The 15,968-nt window shown below is 60.1% G+C and carries 14 protein-coding genes and 3 pseudogenes; 5 read left to right on the top strand and 12 right to left on the bottom strand.

Features of this window, described 5'->3' with window-relative positions:
- Positions 1 to 5: 5 nt before the first annotated feature.
- Positions 6 to 1,589 carry a glycogen synthase GlgA gene (gene glgA, locus KW838_RS28400; RefSeq protein WP_218504272.1) on the bottom strand — a complete coding sequence of 528 codons (1,584 nt, stop codon included), beginning with the start codon at positions 1,587 to 1,589 and terminating at the stop codon, positions 6 to 8.
- A gap of 558 nt (positions 1,590 to 2,147) precedes the next feature.
- Between glgA and KW838_RS28395 the strand changes: the two genes are divergently transcribed.
- Entirely contained in the window at positions 2,148 to 2,960 is an 813-nt protein-coding gene (locus KW838_RS28395) for a crotonase/enoyl-CoA hydratase family protein (protein WP_218504271.1), read from the top strand.
- Positions 2,961 to 2,966: 6 nt separating this feature from the next.
- Positions 2,967 to 3,797 carry an NAD(+) diphosphatase gene (gene nudC / locus KW838_RS28390; protein ID WP_102700055.1) on the top strand — a complete coding sequence of 277 codons (831 nt, stop codon included), beginning with the start codon at positions 2,967 to 2,969 and terminating at the stop codon, positions 3,795 to 3,797.
- Here nudC and KW838_RS28385 read toward each other — a convergent pair.
- From KW838_RS28385 to KW838_RS28375, 3 genes are all read right to left on the bottom strand, one after another.
- Complete coding sequence (locus KW838_RS28385) at positions 3,765 to 4,544, bottom strand: TSUP family transporter (RefSeq protein WP_102700056.1); 780 nt, start codon at positions 4,542 to 4,544, stop codon at positions 3,765 to 3,767. The genes nudC and KW838_RS28385 overlap by 33 nt on opposite strands.
- Positions 4,545 to 4,734: 190 nt before the next feature.
- Positions 4,735 to 5,211 carry a nuclear transport factor 2 family protein gene (locus tag KW838_RS28380; RefSeq protein WP_102700058.1) on the bottom strand — a complete coding sequence of 159 codons (477 nt, stop codon included), beginning with the start codon at positions 5,209 to 5,211 and terminating at the stop codon, positions 4,735 to 4,737.
- Between the two features lie 55 nt (positions 5,212 to 5,266).
- Positions 5,267 to 5,830 (bottom strand): TetR/AcrR family transcriptional regulator, encoded by a 564-nt coding sequence (locus KW838_RS28375; protein WP_102700059.1) that lies wholly within the window; start codon positions 5,828 to 5,830, stop codon positions 5,267 to 5,269.
- 216 nt (positions 5,831 to 6,046) lie between these two features.
- On the opposite strand from KW838_RS28375, the gene pssA reads away from it, so the two are divergent.
- Entirely contained in the window at positions 6,047 to 7,390 is a 1,344-nt protein-coding gene (gene pssA / locus KW838_RS28370) for a CDP-diacylglycerol--serine O-phosphatidyltransferase (protein ID WP_102700060.1), read from the top strand.
- A 164-nt stretch (positions 7,391 to 7,554) separates the two neighbouring features.
- Positions 7,555 to 8,571 (top strand): AraC family transcriptional regulator, encoded by a 1,017-nt coding sequence (locus tag KW838_RS28365; RefSeq protein ID WP_218504307.1) that lies wholly within the window; start codon positions 7,555 to 7,557, stop codon positions 8,569 to 8,571.
- A 27-nt stretch (positions 8,572 to 8,598) separates the two neighbouring features.
- Here the strand turns inward: KW838_RS28365 and KW838_RS28360 are convergent, their stop codons facing one another.
- From KW838_RS28360 to KW838_RS28325, 8 genes and pseudogenes are all read right to left on the bottom strand, one after another.
- On the bottom strand, positions 8,599 to 9,069 hold the full coding sequence (locus tag KW838_RS28360; protein WP_102700062.1) for an LEA type 2 family protein: 471 nt from the start codon (positions 9,067 to 9,069) through the stop codon (positions 8,599 to 8,601).
- 66 nt (positions 9,070 to 9,135) lie between these two features.
- Positions 9,136 to 10,599, bottom strand: coding sequence for a nucleobase:cation symporter-2 family protein (locus tag KW838_RS28355; protein WP_102700063.1), 1,464 nt, complete (start codon positions 10,597 to 10,599; stop codon positions 9,136 to 9,138).
- Between the two features lie 97 nt (positions 10,600 to 10,696).
- On the bottom strand, positions 10,697 to 11,404 hold the full coding sequence (locus KW838_RS28350) for an HPP family protein (protein WP_218504270.1): 708 nt from the start codon (positions 11,402 to 11,404) through the stop codon (positions 10,697 to 10,699).
- Positions 11,405 to 11,563: 159 nt separating this feature from the next.
- Positions 11,564 to 12,775: an MFS transporter gene (locus tag KW838_RS28345; protein WP_256358998.1), complete on the bottom strand. Its 1,212-nt coding sequence runs from the start codon at positions 12,773 to 12,775 to the stop codon at positions 11,564 to 11,566.
- A gap of 138 nt (positions 12,776 to 12,913) precedes the next feature.
- Positions 12,914 to 14,293 (bottom strand): UDP-glucose/GDP-mannose dehydrogenase family protein, encoded by a 1,380-nt coding sequence (locus KW838_RS28340; RefSeq protein ID WP_218504268.1) that lies wholly within the window; start codon positions 14,291 to 14,293, stop codon positions 12,914 to 12,916.
- A pseudogene (locus KW838_RS28335) lies at positions 14,290 to 14,364 on the bottom strand (4-amino-4-deoxy-L-arabinose-phospho-UDP flippase); the annotation flags it as partial. The gene KW838_RS28340 and the pseudogene KW838_RS28335, both read right to left, overlap by 4 nt.
- Positions 14,360 to 14,575: pseudogene (locus KW838_RS28330) on the bottom strand (4-amino-4-deoxy-L-arabinose lipid A transferase); the annotation flags it as partial. The pseudogenes KW838_RS28335 and KW838_RS28330, both read right to left, overlap by 5 nt.
- A pseudogene (locus tag KW838_RS28325) lies at positions 14,568 to 14,711 on the bottom strand (DegT/DnrJ/EryC1/StrS family aminotransferase); the annotation flags it as partial. The pseudogenes KW838_RS28325 and KW838_RS28330, both read right to left, overlap by 8 nt.
- A gap of 318 nt (positions 14,712 to 15,029) precedes the next feature.
- On the opposite strand from KW838_RS28325, the gene xerC reads away from it, so the two are divergent.
- On the top strand, positions 15,030 to 15,968 hold the full coding sequence (gene xerC / locus KW838_RS28320) for a tyrosine recombinase XerC (protein ID WP_218504267.1): 939 nt from the start codon (positions 15,030 to 15,032) through the stop codon (positions 15,966 to 15,968).

The raw sequence follows: 15,968 nt of genomic DNA, 5'->3' as shown, positions 1-15,968 counted from the left end.
GCCTCTTACTGTTTGTTCGATTTCCCCAACGCTTTCGCCACAAGCTGTTCATAGAGTTCGGCGTAGGGTTCGACCGCCTTGCACCAGTTGAACGGCGCTGCCATGGCCCGGCAGCGCATGGCGTGCAGCAGGTCGGGGAAGGCGAACACCTTGAACGCGCGGCTCAGGGCTTCCTGGTAGCTCTGCACCGTTGATTCATCGAACAGGAAGCCGGTCACGCCGTTTTCGATGGTGTCGGCCAGGCCACCGGTATTGCGCGCCACCGGCAACGAGCCGAAGCGCTGGGCGTACATCTGGCTCAGGCCGCAGGGTTCGTAACGCGAAGGCATCAGCAGGAAGTCGCTGCCGGCGAACATGCGCCGGGCATCGGTTTCGTTAAAGCCGATGCGCACGCCGATCTGCCCGGGGAAACGCAGGGCCAGTTCGCGCATCGACTGTTCTTCTTCCGGCTCGCCACGGCCGATGATCGCGATCTGGCCACCGGATTTGACGATGTACTCTGAGACTGCTTCGGTCAGGTCCAGGCCTTTCTGATAGACCAGGCGCGACACCACGGCGAACAGCGGCCCTTCGGAGTCTTGCAGGCCGAACAGCTCGCGCACATGGGCGGCGTTCACCGCCTTGCCATCCCAGTCGCCGATTTCGAACGGGCAGAACAGGTGCGGGTCGGTCGCCGCATCCCAGCTTTCATCGATGCCGTTGGGAATCCCGCTGAGCAGGCCTTGCTGGGTCTTGGCGGCGAGGAAACCGTCGAGACCGCAGCCGAAATCCGGGGTGGTGATTTCCTGGGCGTAGGTCGCGCTGACGGTGGTGATGTGGCTCGAGTAGGCCATGCCGGCCTTGAGGAACGACATCTTGCCGTAGAACTCCATGCCTTCCTGTTGCAGCGCGTGATGGGGAATGCCCAGTTCGGGGCACGAGCCCAGGCTGGTCACGCCTTGATAGGCCAGGTTGTGAATGGTGAACAACGTTGGTGTGCGCTGCCCACGCCAGTGCATGTAGGCCGGGGCCAGGCCGGCCGGCCAGTCGTGGGCGTGCACCAGGTCCGGGCACCAGTGGATTTGCGCGAGGTTGGCGGCAATATCGGCGGCCGCCAGGCCCAGGCGGGCGAAACGGATATGGTTGTCCGGCCAGTCGCGGCCGTTGTTGGCGCCGTAGGGTGAACCTTCGCGCTCGTAGAGTTCGGGGCAGATCAGTACGTAGATGACCAGACCATCGGGCATGTCCATGCGCCCGATCTTGCACGGTGGCAACGCGGCATGACCGCCGAGCTCACCGATGATATGAATGGGGTTCTCGCTGTGCAGCACCTGCGGGTAACCCGGGATCAACACCCGCACATCGTGCAGATGGGCCATGGCCCGTGGCAGGGCCGCGGAAACGTCGCCCAGGCCACCGGTCTTCACCAGGTCGGCAATTTCCGAGGTCACGAACAACACTTTCTTACGGTTCGGATTCTGCTGGGCTGCCGGGGTCAGCATCCTGGTGCCGGGCACGCTGACGGGTTGGGTGTTCGCGGCAGTTACGGCGCTCGATTCGCCGACCTGATGAGCACGTTCTCCCTGTATTTCCAAAGCCGTACTGATCATATGAATCTCCCGTGCTGTTGATCTAATTCTTAGGTCTGGCAAACGGTGTTTCATGGCCAATTCCCGTGGCCGGCGCAAAAGCGCTGCGCATCAGTGAGCAAGCGCTGCCCGATGCTTCGAAGCAAAAGGGGTGAATGAGCCGTTGCAAAGATTGCACCAGTCGCAACGCACCTTCTTGTCAGAGGACCGATCGGGAATGGAAAAAGTTTCGACTGTTTTTCCACTTTGTGACCGACCGGTTTCGCTTTGAGAAAATGAGTCTAGGCCAGAACTTAGAGCGGTAAAGGGCCGATGGCAAAATTGTTCGACAATCGGTTTGTAACGGTACGGACGTGCCTGATCGAGGTGCAAACGCCCCGACGAAGTGCATGTTTTTTTGCGTTTTGGCCGCAAAAAGTCACCGGGCGGTCACATGAATGTGCGACGTGATCGAGCGGTCGCGCACCAATGCGGTGCATGCTATAAGTCCCGGATTTGGCTGAACCGCTGCCTTACTGCCGGTCGCGATGCCTTGTTATAGTTCGGGCCTCGTTTTCTGCCCGCATAAGGATCAAAGGAATGTCTCAATACAGCGCGTTCAACGTCGAACTGGTCGATAAAATCGCCCATGTGCAGATCAACCGACCGGAGAAGATCAACTCGATGAACGCTGCTTTCTGGAGCGAGATCGTCGAGATCTTCCAGTGGATCGATGACACCGATGAAGTGCGCGTGGTGGTCCTCAGCGGTGCAGGCAAGCATTTCTCCTCGGGTATCGACCTGATGATGCTGGCCGGTGTGGCCAATGAACTGGGCAAGGACGTCGGCCGCAATGCGCGCCTGCTGCGGCGCAAGATCCTTACTCTGCAAGCGTCGTTCAATGCCGTCGACAACTGCCGCAAACCGGTGCTTGCAGCGATTCAGGGCTACTGCCTGGGTGGCGCCATCGACCTGATTGCCGCGTGCGACATGCGTTATGCCGCAGAGGACGCCCAGTTCTCGATCAAGGAAATCGACATCGGCATGGCCGCCGACGTGGGCACGCTGCAACGCTTGCCGCGGATCATCGGTGACGGCATGCTGCGCGAACTGGCTTACACTGGTCGCACCTTTGGCGCCGACGAAGCGCGGAGCATGGGCCTGGTCAATCGCGTCTACAGCGACAACGACAGCCTGCTCGACGGCGTCATGGGCATTGCCCGCGAAATCGCCGGCAAGTCACCGATCGCCGTCACCGGCACCAAGGAGATGATCAGCTACATGCGTGACCATCGCATCGATGACGGCCTCGAATACATCGCCACCTGGAACGCCGCCATGCTGCAATCCACCGATCTGCGCGTGGCCATGGCCGCCCATATGAGCAAACAGAAACCCGAATTTCTGGATTGATTAACCATGATTCCTCGCTGGACCACTGCAGTACTGGATACCGACCAACCCGGCGGCTGGGCCGTCGCGCGCAGCCCCGAAGGCTTTCTGTTCGATGACAATGGCGCACTGTTTCCACGGGAATGGTTGAAGCGTCAGGACCTGCCGGTTCTCGCCGAACACGGCATTGGTCATCTCGATGGCGAGCCGGTCTATCTGCTGGAACTGCGCAGTCAAAGCGAAGTGCCGGGCTGCAACTGGAAGGGCTTGCGGGCGTTCATGCTCGAAGGCGATCACACGGTCTACAAGGTGCTCGGTTACGCCGCACAGATCGGCACCTGGGCCCGTGAACACCGCTTTTGTGGTAACTGCGGTCAGGCCATGAACCAGGTACCGCGCGAACGGGCGATGTATTGCCAGCCGTGTGATCTGCGCAGCTACCCACGGATTTCGCCGAGCATGATCGTCCTGGTCACCCGAGGCGATGAAGTGCTGTTGGCACGCTCACCGCGTTTTGTCAGTGGTGTCTACAGCACATTGGCGGGGTTCGCCGAGCCGGGCGAATCGGCCGAGGATTGCCTGATTCGCGAGGTTCGTGAAGAGGTGAGCATCGAGGTCAGGAACATCCAGTACATGGGCAGCCAGTGCTGGCCGTTCCCGCACTCGATGATGCTCGGCTTTCATGCCGAATACGCCAGTGGCGAGATCGTCTGCCAGGAAGACGAGATCGAGGACGCCCAGTGGTTCAACGTACACGCGCTGCCGCCGTTGCCGGCGTCGCGCTCGATTGCCCGTTACCTGATCGACGTCTATGTGGCGCGGCGCTTAGGTCACGCTGAACCAGTGCTGCCAGGCTAGGCGCACGGTCAGGCCCAGCACCACAGTGATGAACACCGGACGAATGAATTTCGCGCCGCCGCTGATGGCGGTGCGAGCGCCGAAGAAGGCGCCGACCATCAATGACGAGCCCATGCACAGGCCGATGACCCAGTCCACCTGACCGGAAAAGATGAAGATCGACAGCGCCGCCGCGTTGCTGACGAAGTTCATGCTGCGCGCCACGCCGCTGGCCTTCACCAGGTCGATGGGGTAGAGCAGCAGGCTGCTCACGGTCCAGAACGCGCCCGTGCCGGGACCGGCCACGCCGTCATAGAAACCGAGGCTGAAGCCCTGGGTCGACTGCCACGTTTTCTTGATCGGTGCGTTGCTGTCCAGCGGCGCTTTCGGCGTGCCGCCAAACAAGAGATAGACACCGCAGGCGAAGACGATCACCGGCAACATTTTGTTCAGCCATTCCGCCGGCAGGTAGTGTGCGACCACGGCACCGGTCAGCGCGCCGACCAGGGTACCGACGATGGCGTGCACCCATTGCGCGGGGTGGAACAGCTTGCGCCGGTAGAAGGTGAAACTGGCAATCGCCGAGCCGAAGGTCGAACTGAGCTTGTTGGTGCCCAGCACCAGATGCGGCGGCAGGCCGGCGGTCAACAGGGCCGGGGTGGTCAACAGTCCACCGCCACCGGCGATGGCGTCGATGAAACCGGCAACAAAAGCGACGAGGGCCAGGATGGCCAGGGTGGAGAGGTCAACGCTGAGTTCGAAAGGCATGGGATCGGCTTATTCGGCGGGTGCAGAAAGAGGCTGCGGGGAAGGGCAGCATCTTAACCACCTGCACAACACAAAACCATTTTGGAACGAGCTTGCTCGCGAAGAGGCCGTCAGATCCAGCATAAATGTTGGCTGACACACCGCTATCGCGAGCAAGCTCGCTCCCACAGGTGATTAGTGTGGATTTAAATTACAGGCCCAGATCCGACAGGCTCGGATGATCGTCAGGACGACGACCCAACGGCCAGTGGAACTTGCGCTCGCTTTCCTTGATCGGCATGTCGTTGATGCAGGCGAAACGACGGGCCATCAGGCCGTCCTCGTTGAACTCCCAGTTTTCGTTGCCGTAGGAACGGAACCAGTTGCCCGAGTCGTCGTGCCATTCATAGGCATAACGCACGGCGATGCGGTTGTCGGTAAAGGCCCAGAGTTCCTTGATCAGTCGATAATCCAGCTCCTTGGCCCATTTGCGGGTCAGGAAGCCTTTGGCTTCTTCGCGGTTATGGGCGAACTCGGCGCGGTTTCGCCACTGGGTGTCCAGGGTGTAGGCCAGGGACACGCGCTCCGGATCGCGGGAGTTCCAGCCATCCTCAGCCAGGCGAACTTTTTCAATGGCCGATTCACGGGTGAAAGGGGGCAATGGCGGACGAACTTCGGCATTAGACATTTCAAGTCTCCGTATCAAGTTAAAGTTAAAACAATTGTCGAGCTTGATCAGGTTGCTACAGGTCCAATAACTTGCGCGCCATGCATTGCGCATTATCGGCGGCACTGTGATCACCCGTTACAAGCGCCACGGTAATGGCACCATCGATCAGGATCAGCAGCTGTCTGGCCAGCCTCTGCGGATCCTCGGCACCATGTTCGGTACACAGCTCGCACACGTAGTCGAGCAGCTTCTGTTTATGTTCTTTGGCGACCAGGCGCACCGGGTCTTGCGGGTCGCCGGTTTCGCCACTGGTGTTGATGAAAGCGCAGCCGCGGAAACCTTCGGAGTCGAACCACGACTTCAGTACGGTAAACAGGTTGAGCAGCCGCCCGGCCGGGGTTTGTGCCTGGCCGACTTCGCTGCGGTACCAGTGCATCCAGCGCTGGTCGCGGCGTTGCAGGGCGGCCACGACCAGTTCGTCCTTGTTTGCAAAGTAGCGGTAGATGCTTTTTCTGGAGACACCGGCGGTTTTCACCAGGAGATCCATGCCAGTGGCGGCTATGCCACTTTTGTAGATCAACTTTTCGGTGACATCCAGAATGATGTCGCGTGTGTCGTTGCTATTGATTTCGTTCATGTGGCTAACAGTAGAACGATCGTTCTCCTTGGTCAATCGATATTTTTACAGTGTCTGATAAATGGTCTTCGCGAGCAGGCTCGCTCCCACAGGGGGAATGCATTTCAATGTGGGAGCGAGCCTGCTCGCGAAGGGGCATTACAGACAGTAACAAGACCCAAACCCAGCGATGGTGTAAGCTCTCAGGTTCTTCGGATTCGACCCATTGCGAGCCCTATGCCGTCGCTTTTCAAACGTTCCCTGCTGCCCAAGCTGCGCAGTTTTCCGCTGACGGCCGATGCCGTCGGCATCCTCTCCGGCGCTGCCGAATTCCGTCGTTGCCTGCTGGAGAAAATCGCCAGTGCGACCCGGCGCATTTACATCGTTGCGCTGTACCTGCAACAGGATGAAGCCGGCCAGGAAATTCTCGATGCCTTGCACGCGGCCAAACTGGCGCGTCCGGAACTGGACGTGGTGGTGGTCGTCGACTGGCTGCGCGCCCAGCGCGGCCTGATCGGTGCCGGCAAGCAACCGGGCAACTCGGCCTGGTACCAGGAGATGACCCGCACCCACGCAAGTGAAGTGCCGATCTACGGCGTCCCGGTGCAAACCCGCGAACTGTTCGGTGTGCTGCACCTCAAAGGCTTCGTGATCGATGACTGCGTGATCTACAGCGGCGCGAGCCTGAACAACGTCTACCTGCACAAGTTCGACAAGTACCGCTACGACCGCTATCACGTGCTGCACAATCGCGAACTGGCCGATTCGATGCAGCACCTGGTGCAGCACGGCCTGGTGGCCTCCAAAGCGGTGCACCGCCTCGACCTGCCGAACCTGCCGACGACCCGCAGCCTGCGCAATGACATCGGTGACCTGCGCAGCCGGCTCAAGCACGCGGCGTACGACACCACGCGAGGCACCACCGACAGGAGCGGTCTGTCCGTCAGCCCGTTGCTTGGCGTCGGCAAGAACAATCCGCTGAACCGGGTGATCTGCGAGCTGATCGCCAGCGCCCAGCAGCAACTGACCATTTGCACGCCGTACTTCAACCTGCCGCTGGCGATCATCCGCGAGATCAACCGCGCGCTGGCCCGTGGGGTGAAGATCGACATTGTGGTCGGCGACAAGACGGCCAATGACTTCTACATTCCGCCGAGCGAACCGTTCCGGGTCATATCGGCGCTGCCGTACCTGTACGAAATCAGCCTGCGCCGGTTTGCCAAGCGTCATCAGCGCAACATCGACAGCGGTCAGTTGAACCTGCACCTGTGGCTTGATGGTGACAACACCTATCACCTCAAGGGCATGTGGATCGACCGGCGCTATACCTTGCTGACCGGCAACAACCTCAACCCGCGGGCGTTCCGGCTCGATCTGGAAAACGCCTTGTTGATCGATGATCCGCATGGCGAATGGCTGGAGCCGCGCCGTCAGGAACTGGCGGAGATCTTCCAGCACACCCGGCGAATCGAGCACTTCCAGAACCTGGAAACCCTGGCCGAATACCCGATGGGCGTGGCCAAGTTCCTCAAGCGCGTGAGTCGTGTGCGGATCGAGCGCTTGCTGTACCGGATTCTCTAAAAGATCGCAGCCTGCGGCAGCTCCTACAGGGTTTTTGTCCGTCCACGATACTTGCGGTGTGTAGGAGCTGCCGCAGGCTGTGATCTTTTGATCTTGCTCGTTTTGGCTTTTGATCTTGCTAATATGCCCCCCCACTCGAACAAGAACAGGGCTTGCCGCAATCCATGTCGGAAAAAGACACCATCTCCATCCAACTGGTGCGCGAAGCACTGTTGCAAAGCTGCGCGCCAGGTATCGACAAGGACGAGGTGTTGATCAAGGTTGGCATCGACCCGCAGCTGCTGGGCAATTCCAGCGCCCGGGTTCCAGCCACTGCTTATGCGCGCCTGTGGCGGCTGCTGGCACGGCGCGGGGACGATGAGTTTTTTGGCATGGACCCACGCAAACTCAAATCCGGCAGCTTCGCATTCCTGTGTCGCAGCGCCATGCTCCAACCCAACGTGGCGGCGGGGCTGGCTGGCGGCCTGGCGTTTCTGTCGCTGATCCTCGAACACCTGCCGGCGCAGTTGGTGCGTCAGCAAAGCCTGGCGGAAATCGTCCTGCTCGAAGACGACAAAGAGCCACGCCGGGCCTTCACCTATTTCACCTACTGGATGATCGTCCACGGCGTTGCCTGCTGGCTGGCAGGTCGGCGGATTCCGATTCTGGCCATTGAACTGCGCTGTTCAAAACCGGATTTCTGCGATGACTATCAGGTGATGTTTTCCGAGAACCTGCGTTTCGACCGTCCGCGCACGCGCATGATTTTCTCCGCCGATTGCCTGGATCTGCCGATCAAGCGCAGCCCCGAAGAGCTCAAGCGATTCCTGGCCCTCGCGCCGGCGAACATCCTGGTGAAGTACCGTGATCCGCAGAGCCTGGCCAGTCGGATCAAACACGATCTGCGTCACCTGCCGGCCGAACACTGGCCGGAAACCGAGGCCCTGGCGCAACGCCTGTGCATGTCGGCATCGACCTTGCGCCGCCGGCTGGCCGAAGAAGGGCAAACCTATCAAGGACTCAAGGACAGCGTGCGCAAGGAACTGGCGATCGTCTGGCTGGCCGAGCCGGCGATCAGCTTCAGCGAAATCGCCACGCGGCTGGGGTTCGCTGACACCAGTTCGTTCTACAAGGCCTTTCGCAAGTGGTCGGGGTCAAATCCGGGGCATTACCGCAGCCTGATTCTCAATGACGTCGAGTAGATTCAGCGCCTGCCTGACCCTCTCTCGCTAGCGACTGCCAGTGGTCGGCCCCGGCAGATTGAGGGTGCCGCTGTCGACGAAGCGGGTCGTGTTGAACACCCCGCCCGAGAGCTTGCCGCGCAGGATATAAGGCATGTTGTTGAGGGTTTTCATCTGGCTGATGCCATAGGTCTGGCGGATGAACGAAAATGCCGAAACGCTGACCGGCACGCTCACGACGGTGTCGGAAAAACGCCCGATCGAGCCTCTCACATCGGTGACGCCAGAGGCGAATGGCTGACCGTTGATGTCCAGATCCAGGGCAACGCCGCTGTAGGTGAGGTTGTTGTCATTGGGGTTCTGCACGCGGATGGTCACGGCAAAACGTACTTCCATGCCCTCGCCCTGCAGGGGCTCGATACCCACTACGCTGATTTTCAGTGGGTCTCGATTGGGCAGCGAGGAGCAGGCGCCCAGGCAGAGCAGGAGGGAAATCAGGACCGCGTGAACGCTGCGCATGGACGTGCTCTCATCTGAAAAGGGCTGTACCGCCACCGGCTCAGCCCCTGAGCCCGTCCGGCGGTTCTACGGTGCGACCACCGCAGCCTTTGCGGGTTCATCCCTGGTGGTCACATCGGGGTTCTGCATCACCTGAAGCACGGAGGCCTCCGGATCGAATTCGTCTTCTTCCAGCTCGATGAACTCCTCAGGCAGGAAGATATTAAGAACGATAGCGCACAGCGCGCCGACGGTGATGGGCGATTCGAAAATGTTGTGCAGGGCCTTGGGCAGTTCACGCAAGACTTCCGGCACGGCGGCCACCCCCAGGCCCATGCCGATGGAAATCGCCACGATCAGCATGTTGCGCCGATGCAGGCCGGCCTCGGCGAGAATCTTGATCCCGGCCACGGCGACGGTGCCGAACATCACCAGCTCCGCGCCCCCCAGCACCGGTTTGGGCATCAATTGCAGTACCGCGCCGATCATCGGGAACAGGCCCAGCACCACCAGCAAACCGGCAATGAAAAACGCCACGTAGCGACTGGCCACGCCCGTGAGCTGGATCACCCCGTTGTTCTGGGCGAAGGTGACCATCGGCATGCTGTTGAACACCGCCGCCATGGCCGAGTTGAGGCCATCGGCGAGCAGGCCGGACTTGATCCGGCGTATGTACACCGGGCCTTTGACCGGTTGCCGGGAAATCATCGAGTTGGCCGTGAGGTCACCGGCGGCCTCCAATGGCGAAACGAGGAAGATCACCGCCACCGGAATGAACGCCACCCAGTCGAAGGAAAAACCGTACTTGAAAGGCACCGGTACGCTCATCAACGGGACGTCGGGCAGGCCGTTGAAATCCACCTGGCCCATGAGCCAGGCCACCCCATAACCGAGGGTCAGGCCGATGACAATCGCCCCCAGGCGCAGAAACGGCACGTCGACCCGGTTCAACACCACGATGGTTCCCAGCACCAGCGCCGCCAGGGCCAGGTGACTGGCAGCACCCAGGTCCTGGGCGCCGAAGCCTCCGGCGATGTCGGTCATGGCCACCTTGATCAGCGACAACCCCATCAGCGTGATGATCGTCCCGGTCACTACCGGGGTGATCAGCATGCGCAGTTTGCCGATGAACTGGCTCAACACCACTTCAATGAACGCGGCAAAAAAGCACACGCCGAAGATGGTCGAGAGAATCTCGTCGGTGCCACCGCCCCGGGCCTTGACCATGAAGCCGGCGCTGAGAATCACACTGATGAACGAGAAACTGGTGCCTTGCAGGCACAACAGGCCCGAACCCACCGGGCCAAAGCGCCGTGCCTGGACGAAGGTGCCCAGGCCCGAGACGAACAGCGCCATGCTGATCAGATAAGGAATTTCGCTTTGCAGGCCCAGGGCGCTGCCCATGATCAGCGTCGGGGTGATGATGCCGACGAAACTCGCCAGCACGTGTTGCAGGGCGGCGAAGACGGTGGCGGTCAGGTGCGGACGGTCATCGAGGCCGTAGATCAGGTCATTGTTACGTGGCGCGGGAGCTTTTTCGGAGGCGGTCATGGTGGTTTGCGTGCCAGAAGGCGGGCCGGGTCAGAAAATGGAGGCGCAGGATGCCAGAACCGCCCGGCCACGGCAAAAGATCCTCCAGAACAGGGGCTTACGAACGCGGGGCGAACACCTCGGCGACGCTGCGACGTTTGGCGTGCAATTGGCTGGCCTGGATCAGCTGTTCGAGGTCCTCGGGCGTGACGTCATAGAAGGCTTCCATGTCCGCCAGCGCCAGTTTCAGGTCTTCGGCGGTGATGGCCTGACTGTCGACGGGCGGGTGATCGGCCGGGATCATGACAGCCGGTTCGCTGGTGCCCTTGGGGTAACGAACGCGGGTCAGATTGTTGTAGGCAAGGGCGCAGAGCAGCATCGTCGCTGCGCTGAGCATGACCGGCTCAATGGCTTTCCAGTCCATGGCAATGGTCACCGGATCGGCCAGCACCAAGGTCAGGGCCAATGCCCCGGCCGGTGGATGCAGGCAGCGCAACCAACACATCAGCAACACCGCCATGCCCGCCGCCAGACAGGCGCTCCCCAGGGTTCGGCCCAACACATGGGCCACCAGCAGCGCAATCACCCCGGCGCACAAGTAGCCACCCAGAATCGACCAGGGCTGTGCGAGCGCTCCCGAAGACACGGCAAACAACAGCACCGCCGAGGCCCCCAGCGGACCGATCAGGTGCTGGGCCACCTCAATGCCAAACACCTGGCTACAGAGCCAGACGCTGAGCAGCGTGCCCAGGGCCATGCCGATGGCGGCGCGGCTCCATTCGGTGGGCCGGGTATTGATGGCGACGGGCAACCAGCGGGCAAGCATTGCGAGACAACTCCGGCAGAAAAAGTCGAGGTAAAAAAAGGGCTTAGCTGGGAAACCCAGAAAGCCCTTGAAGGTGTTCCAACTGTTGGGGGAGGAACAGGCACAGTGTGCCGTTCAATCCAGCTACTGACAAATTCATATTAATGAGCTTTCAGTGCATTAATTTTGCTTTAAGTTACCCCGTCGGCCACTCAGGTAGCAGAGCAGGCCACCCAGCGCAGCAAGTGCACTCAGGGCATAAAACATGGTCGGCGCCGGGGTGTGCATCAACATCAAGCCGCAAATCACCGGGCTCACCGCGCCGCCCAGCGCAGCCAGGTTTTGCGCGCCGTAGTAACTGCCGCGCAGTTCTTCGGGAGCCAGGGTGTCGACAAAGAGAAACTCGGCCGGGTAAATGATGATTTCACCCAGGGTGAAGATGAACATTGCCACGCACCAGCTCACCAGGCTGTCCGCCAGGCTGAAACCGATCAGGCCGAGGATGAACAGGCCGGTGCCAGCCACAATCCACTGGCGCAATTGTTCACGTTTTAGAAAGCGCCCGACCTGGTATTGCAACAGGATCACGCTGATGGCGTTGCAGGCGAGCAGGGCAGCCATGATTTCCATGGTGTGCTGGGGATTACTGGTCACCAGCAGGTACTGCGACAGGTAAAAGGTAAATCGCCCGTGCACCACGGTGCTGAGCAGGCAACCGGCGGTGAACATGATCAGGGTGCGGTCGTTTTTCAGGGTGATCAGGGTTTTCAGAAAACTCTGCGCCTGACCCGCAGGAGCCACTTTGGCCGGATCCGCGGGAATGCCGGTCATCAGGAACATACTGAAAAAAGCGATGGCCGCCGCGATCAGGAATGGCGCACTCGCAAAGGCACCGGCAATCAGCACGCCAAGCATCGGCCCGACCGCGTAGCCAATGTTGGTCAGCGTATAGCTCAAGGAAAACGCCTTGGCCCGCTGGCCCACGGGCAGGTTGTCGCTGAGGATCGCTTTCGAACCGATCAGGAACAGCGCCGAGGCGGTTTCGGTGACGATCAGGGTGATCGTGGTCAGGTAGAGGTTTTCGGCAAAGGTCAGCAACACCAGGCCGACCGCGCTGGACGCCATCGACAGCACCAGCAATCGGCGTTTTTCGAAGCGATCGATGATGTAGCCGCCGTAGAGGGAGAGCAGGGTGGCGACGAACACCGCAATGCCGAGCAGCAGACCAACGTCCTGTTGGTTGAGGCCAAGCTTGTCGCTGACGAACAGCGTGAGTAACGGGCTGGTGATGGCGCGGCTGACAACGATGGTCAGCGAGCAGATCAGCAGACGGCGGATGAGGGGGGAGTATCGGGTCACGGTGTGAATGTCCTTATTCGATCGGGCCGGCATCAGTCCAATGGTCGGCGCTACTCTAGCAGGCGGACATCCGGTCGTTGCTACAGGATTTACTGGCGGTGCAGCAACGGCGCCAGGCACCGGCAGCGCCGATGCCAGCAATCGGAAGTCAAACCGCCGGGAGCATGAGGTTCAAGCGACCACTGATTCGGCCAGCCATTGCTGGTAAGGGATCGGCAACTTGTGCGACTCACCCCGACCGATCGGGAAGTAGGTAAATCCGATGCGTGCCAGTCGGTCCGCGTCGTACAGGTTGCGGCCATCGAAGATCACCGGCGTGTTGAGGCGTTGGCGGATAAACTCGAAGTCCGGTGCCTTGAACTGTTGCCATTCGGTGCAGATGATCAGTGCATCGGTGCCGGACAAGACCGACTCAGGCGTCCCCATGAGCATCAGTTTCGACTCATCCGGATACAGCTTCTGGGTTTCCTGCATGGCTTCGGGATCGAACGCGCGGACATTCGCCCCGGCGGCCCACAACGATTCGAGCAACACCCGGCTTGGTGCATCGCGCATGTCGTCGGTATTGGGTTTGAAGGCCAGGCCCCAGACGGCAAAGGTCTTGCCGCGCAAGTCGCCCCGGTAGAACGCGTTGATGCGCTCGAACAGCTTGTGCTTCTGCCGCTCGTTGATGGCTTCCACCGCTTGCAGCAGGTCACTCGAGCAATGGGCCTCTTCGGCACTGTGGATCAGGGCGCGCATGTCCTTGGGGAAGCACGAGCCACCGTAGCCGCAACCGGGATAGATGAAGTGGTAGCCAATGCGCGAGTCGGCGCCGATGCCCAGGCGTACCGATTCGATGTCGGCACCCAGGTGTTCGGCCAGTTCGGCGATCTGGTTGATGAAGCTGATCTTGGTCGCCAGCATGCAGTTGGCGGCGTATTTGGTCAGTTCGGCGCTGCGCAGGCCCATGAACATGATGCGTTCGTGGTTGCGGTTGAAGGGGGAGTACAGGTCACGCATCACGTCACGCACTTCATCGCGTTCACAGCCGATGACGATACGGTCCGGGCGTCGGCAGTCGGCCACGGCCGAACCTTCTTTCAAGAACTCCGGGTTCGAGACGATATCGAACTGCAATAACCGCCCGACACTGAGCAGGCATTTGTCGATGTGGGCACGCAAGGCGTCGCCGGTGCCGACCGGGACGGTGGATTTCTCCACCAGGATCGCCGGCTGTTCGCGATACCGTGCTACCGCTTCGCCCACCGACATCACGTAGCGCAGGTCTGCCGAGCCGTCGTCCCGGGACGGTGTGCCGACCGCGATGAACAGCACCTGGCCGTGCTGGACCGCTAATCTTTCGTCGCTGGTGAACTGTAACCGCTTCGCGTCAATACCTTCGCGCACCAGGCTGGCCAGGCCGGGTTCGAAAATACTCACGTGGCCCTGTTGGAGCAGTTCGACTTTTTTCTCGTCAACGTCCATGCAGATCACGTCGTGGCCGACTTCCGCCAGTACCGCTGCCTGCACCAGGCCAACATAACCGCTACCAAACACACTGATTTTCATGGGGCACTCCTTTGTTCAGGCGCACGAGCAGGTCGGGAATTGATGGTGATGACGCCGAGGATGACCAATGCTGGCGGCCACTTGCTGGCGGGCACCGTGCATCCACTGTTGCACCTGGTCCGGGTCGACGCGCTGCTTCAGCGAATCAGGATAGGCAAGGCCATATTTCAATTTGCTTATCGTGTTGAAAAAAGCCACGTGCGGCCGTTTCATCCGCCAGGACAACGCCGAAGCGGCGCCCAGGTCGTTGTTCGGCAATCTGACGCTCTGGTTGAGTGACTGCGGCGTGAGTAGCGTCTTGGATCACGGCAATGCCGTGTTTGTCGGCGAGGGCGTAAAGCGGATCGAGATCGAATGCCGCACCAGCGTAATGCACCGGGATGATGGCTTTGGTGCGCGGTGTGATCGCCGCCTCGATATCAGAACCTGCATCAAATCAAATAGTTACCGGTCGGCGGTAAAAAACTGCTTCGGTTGACTTTTTTCGCCGTGGGCGGCAGGTTGGACGTCCATTCGGGTTGCTTCGACTTCATGGGAGGTTATGCCCGATTTTGTGAAAGGGACATGAAAAGCGGTGGGGGGAATCGTTTATCTGAAGGCTATTTAATCTGCTGTTCAGACTTCCCGCGTTTATGGTGTTTTTAGGAAAAGTTCTACAGAACTGATGTCTTTTATATGATCGTTATTTCTCTTCTTAGTTGTTTCATTGACCTGTTTTCATTCAAGGCCGTTTCGTTTGATTGACTTACCTGTAACTGATTCTCGCATGCCCCTCACCAATCCGCTGACCCTGTATCTGGCGCGACTGGCACCCTCCAGCCAGCTGACCATGCGCTATGTGCTGCAGGACGCCGCCGACCGCCTGGGCTTCGAAGACTGCGATATCGAGGAGATTCCCTGGCACAACCTGCAACCCGAAGACGTGATCGCACTGGTGGCCGCATTGCGTTCAGACGGCTATGCGCCGAACACGTCTTCACTGTATGTCAACGCGGTGCGCGGGGTGATGAACGAAGCGTGGCGCATGAGCCTGATCTCGCAGGAGCACCTGTTGAAGATGCGCTCGGTGAAGGGCATCGCCGGTACACGGCTGTCCCAGGGACGCAACCTCAGGCGTACGCTGATCCAGGAGCTGATGGCGGTCTGCGCCGCCGATCCGCGGCCACAAGGCTTGCGGGATGCCGCGATCATCGGGATTTTGTACGGTTCGGGTATGCGCAAGTCCGAATCGGTGAACCTGGAGCTGAATCAGGTCGACTTCACCGAGCGCAGCCTGCAGGTGACGGCCAAGGGCAACAAGCAGTTGATCAAGTACGCGCCGGCCTGGGCTTTCGCCAAACTGCAAGCCTGGCTTGAACTGCGCCGCTCCCTGCTCAAGGAAGGCGAGTCGGACGATCCGTTCCTGTTCAACCGCATTCGCCGTGGCAGCCACATCACCCGTGAGCGCATCACCAAACATGCGATCTACTACATCGCCCGGCAACGGGGCGCACAGGTCGGGGTGAAAATCATGCCCCACGACTTCCGGCGTTCATTCATTACCCGGGTGATCGAAGAGCATGACTTGTCGATTGCGCAGAAACTGGTGCACCACAGCAACATCCAGACCACGGCCAACTACGATGTGCGCGACGACAACGAGCGGCGTCGGGCAGTGGATCGTTTCGACCTGTGA

The organism is Pseudomonas sp. PDM27, assembly GCF_019219205.1.
Classification (GTDB): domain Bacteria; phylum Pseudomonadota; class Gammaproteobacteria; order Pseudomonadales; family Pseudomonadaceae; genus Aquipseudomonas; species Aquipseudomonas laurylsulfatiphila.
The sequence above is the reverse complement of the archived record's forward strand: the minus strand, read 5'-3'. Positions and strand labels throughout refer to the sequence as shown.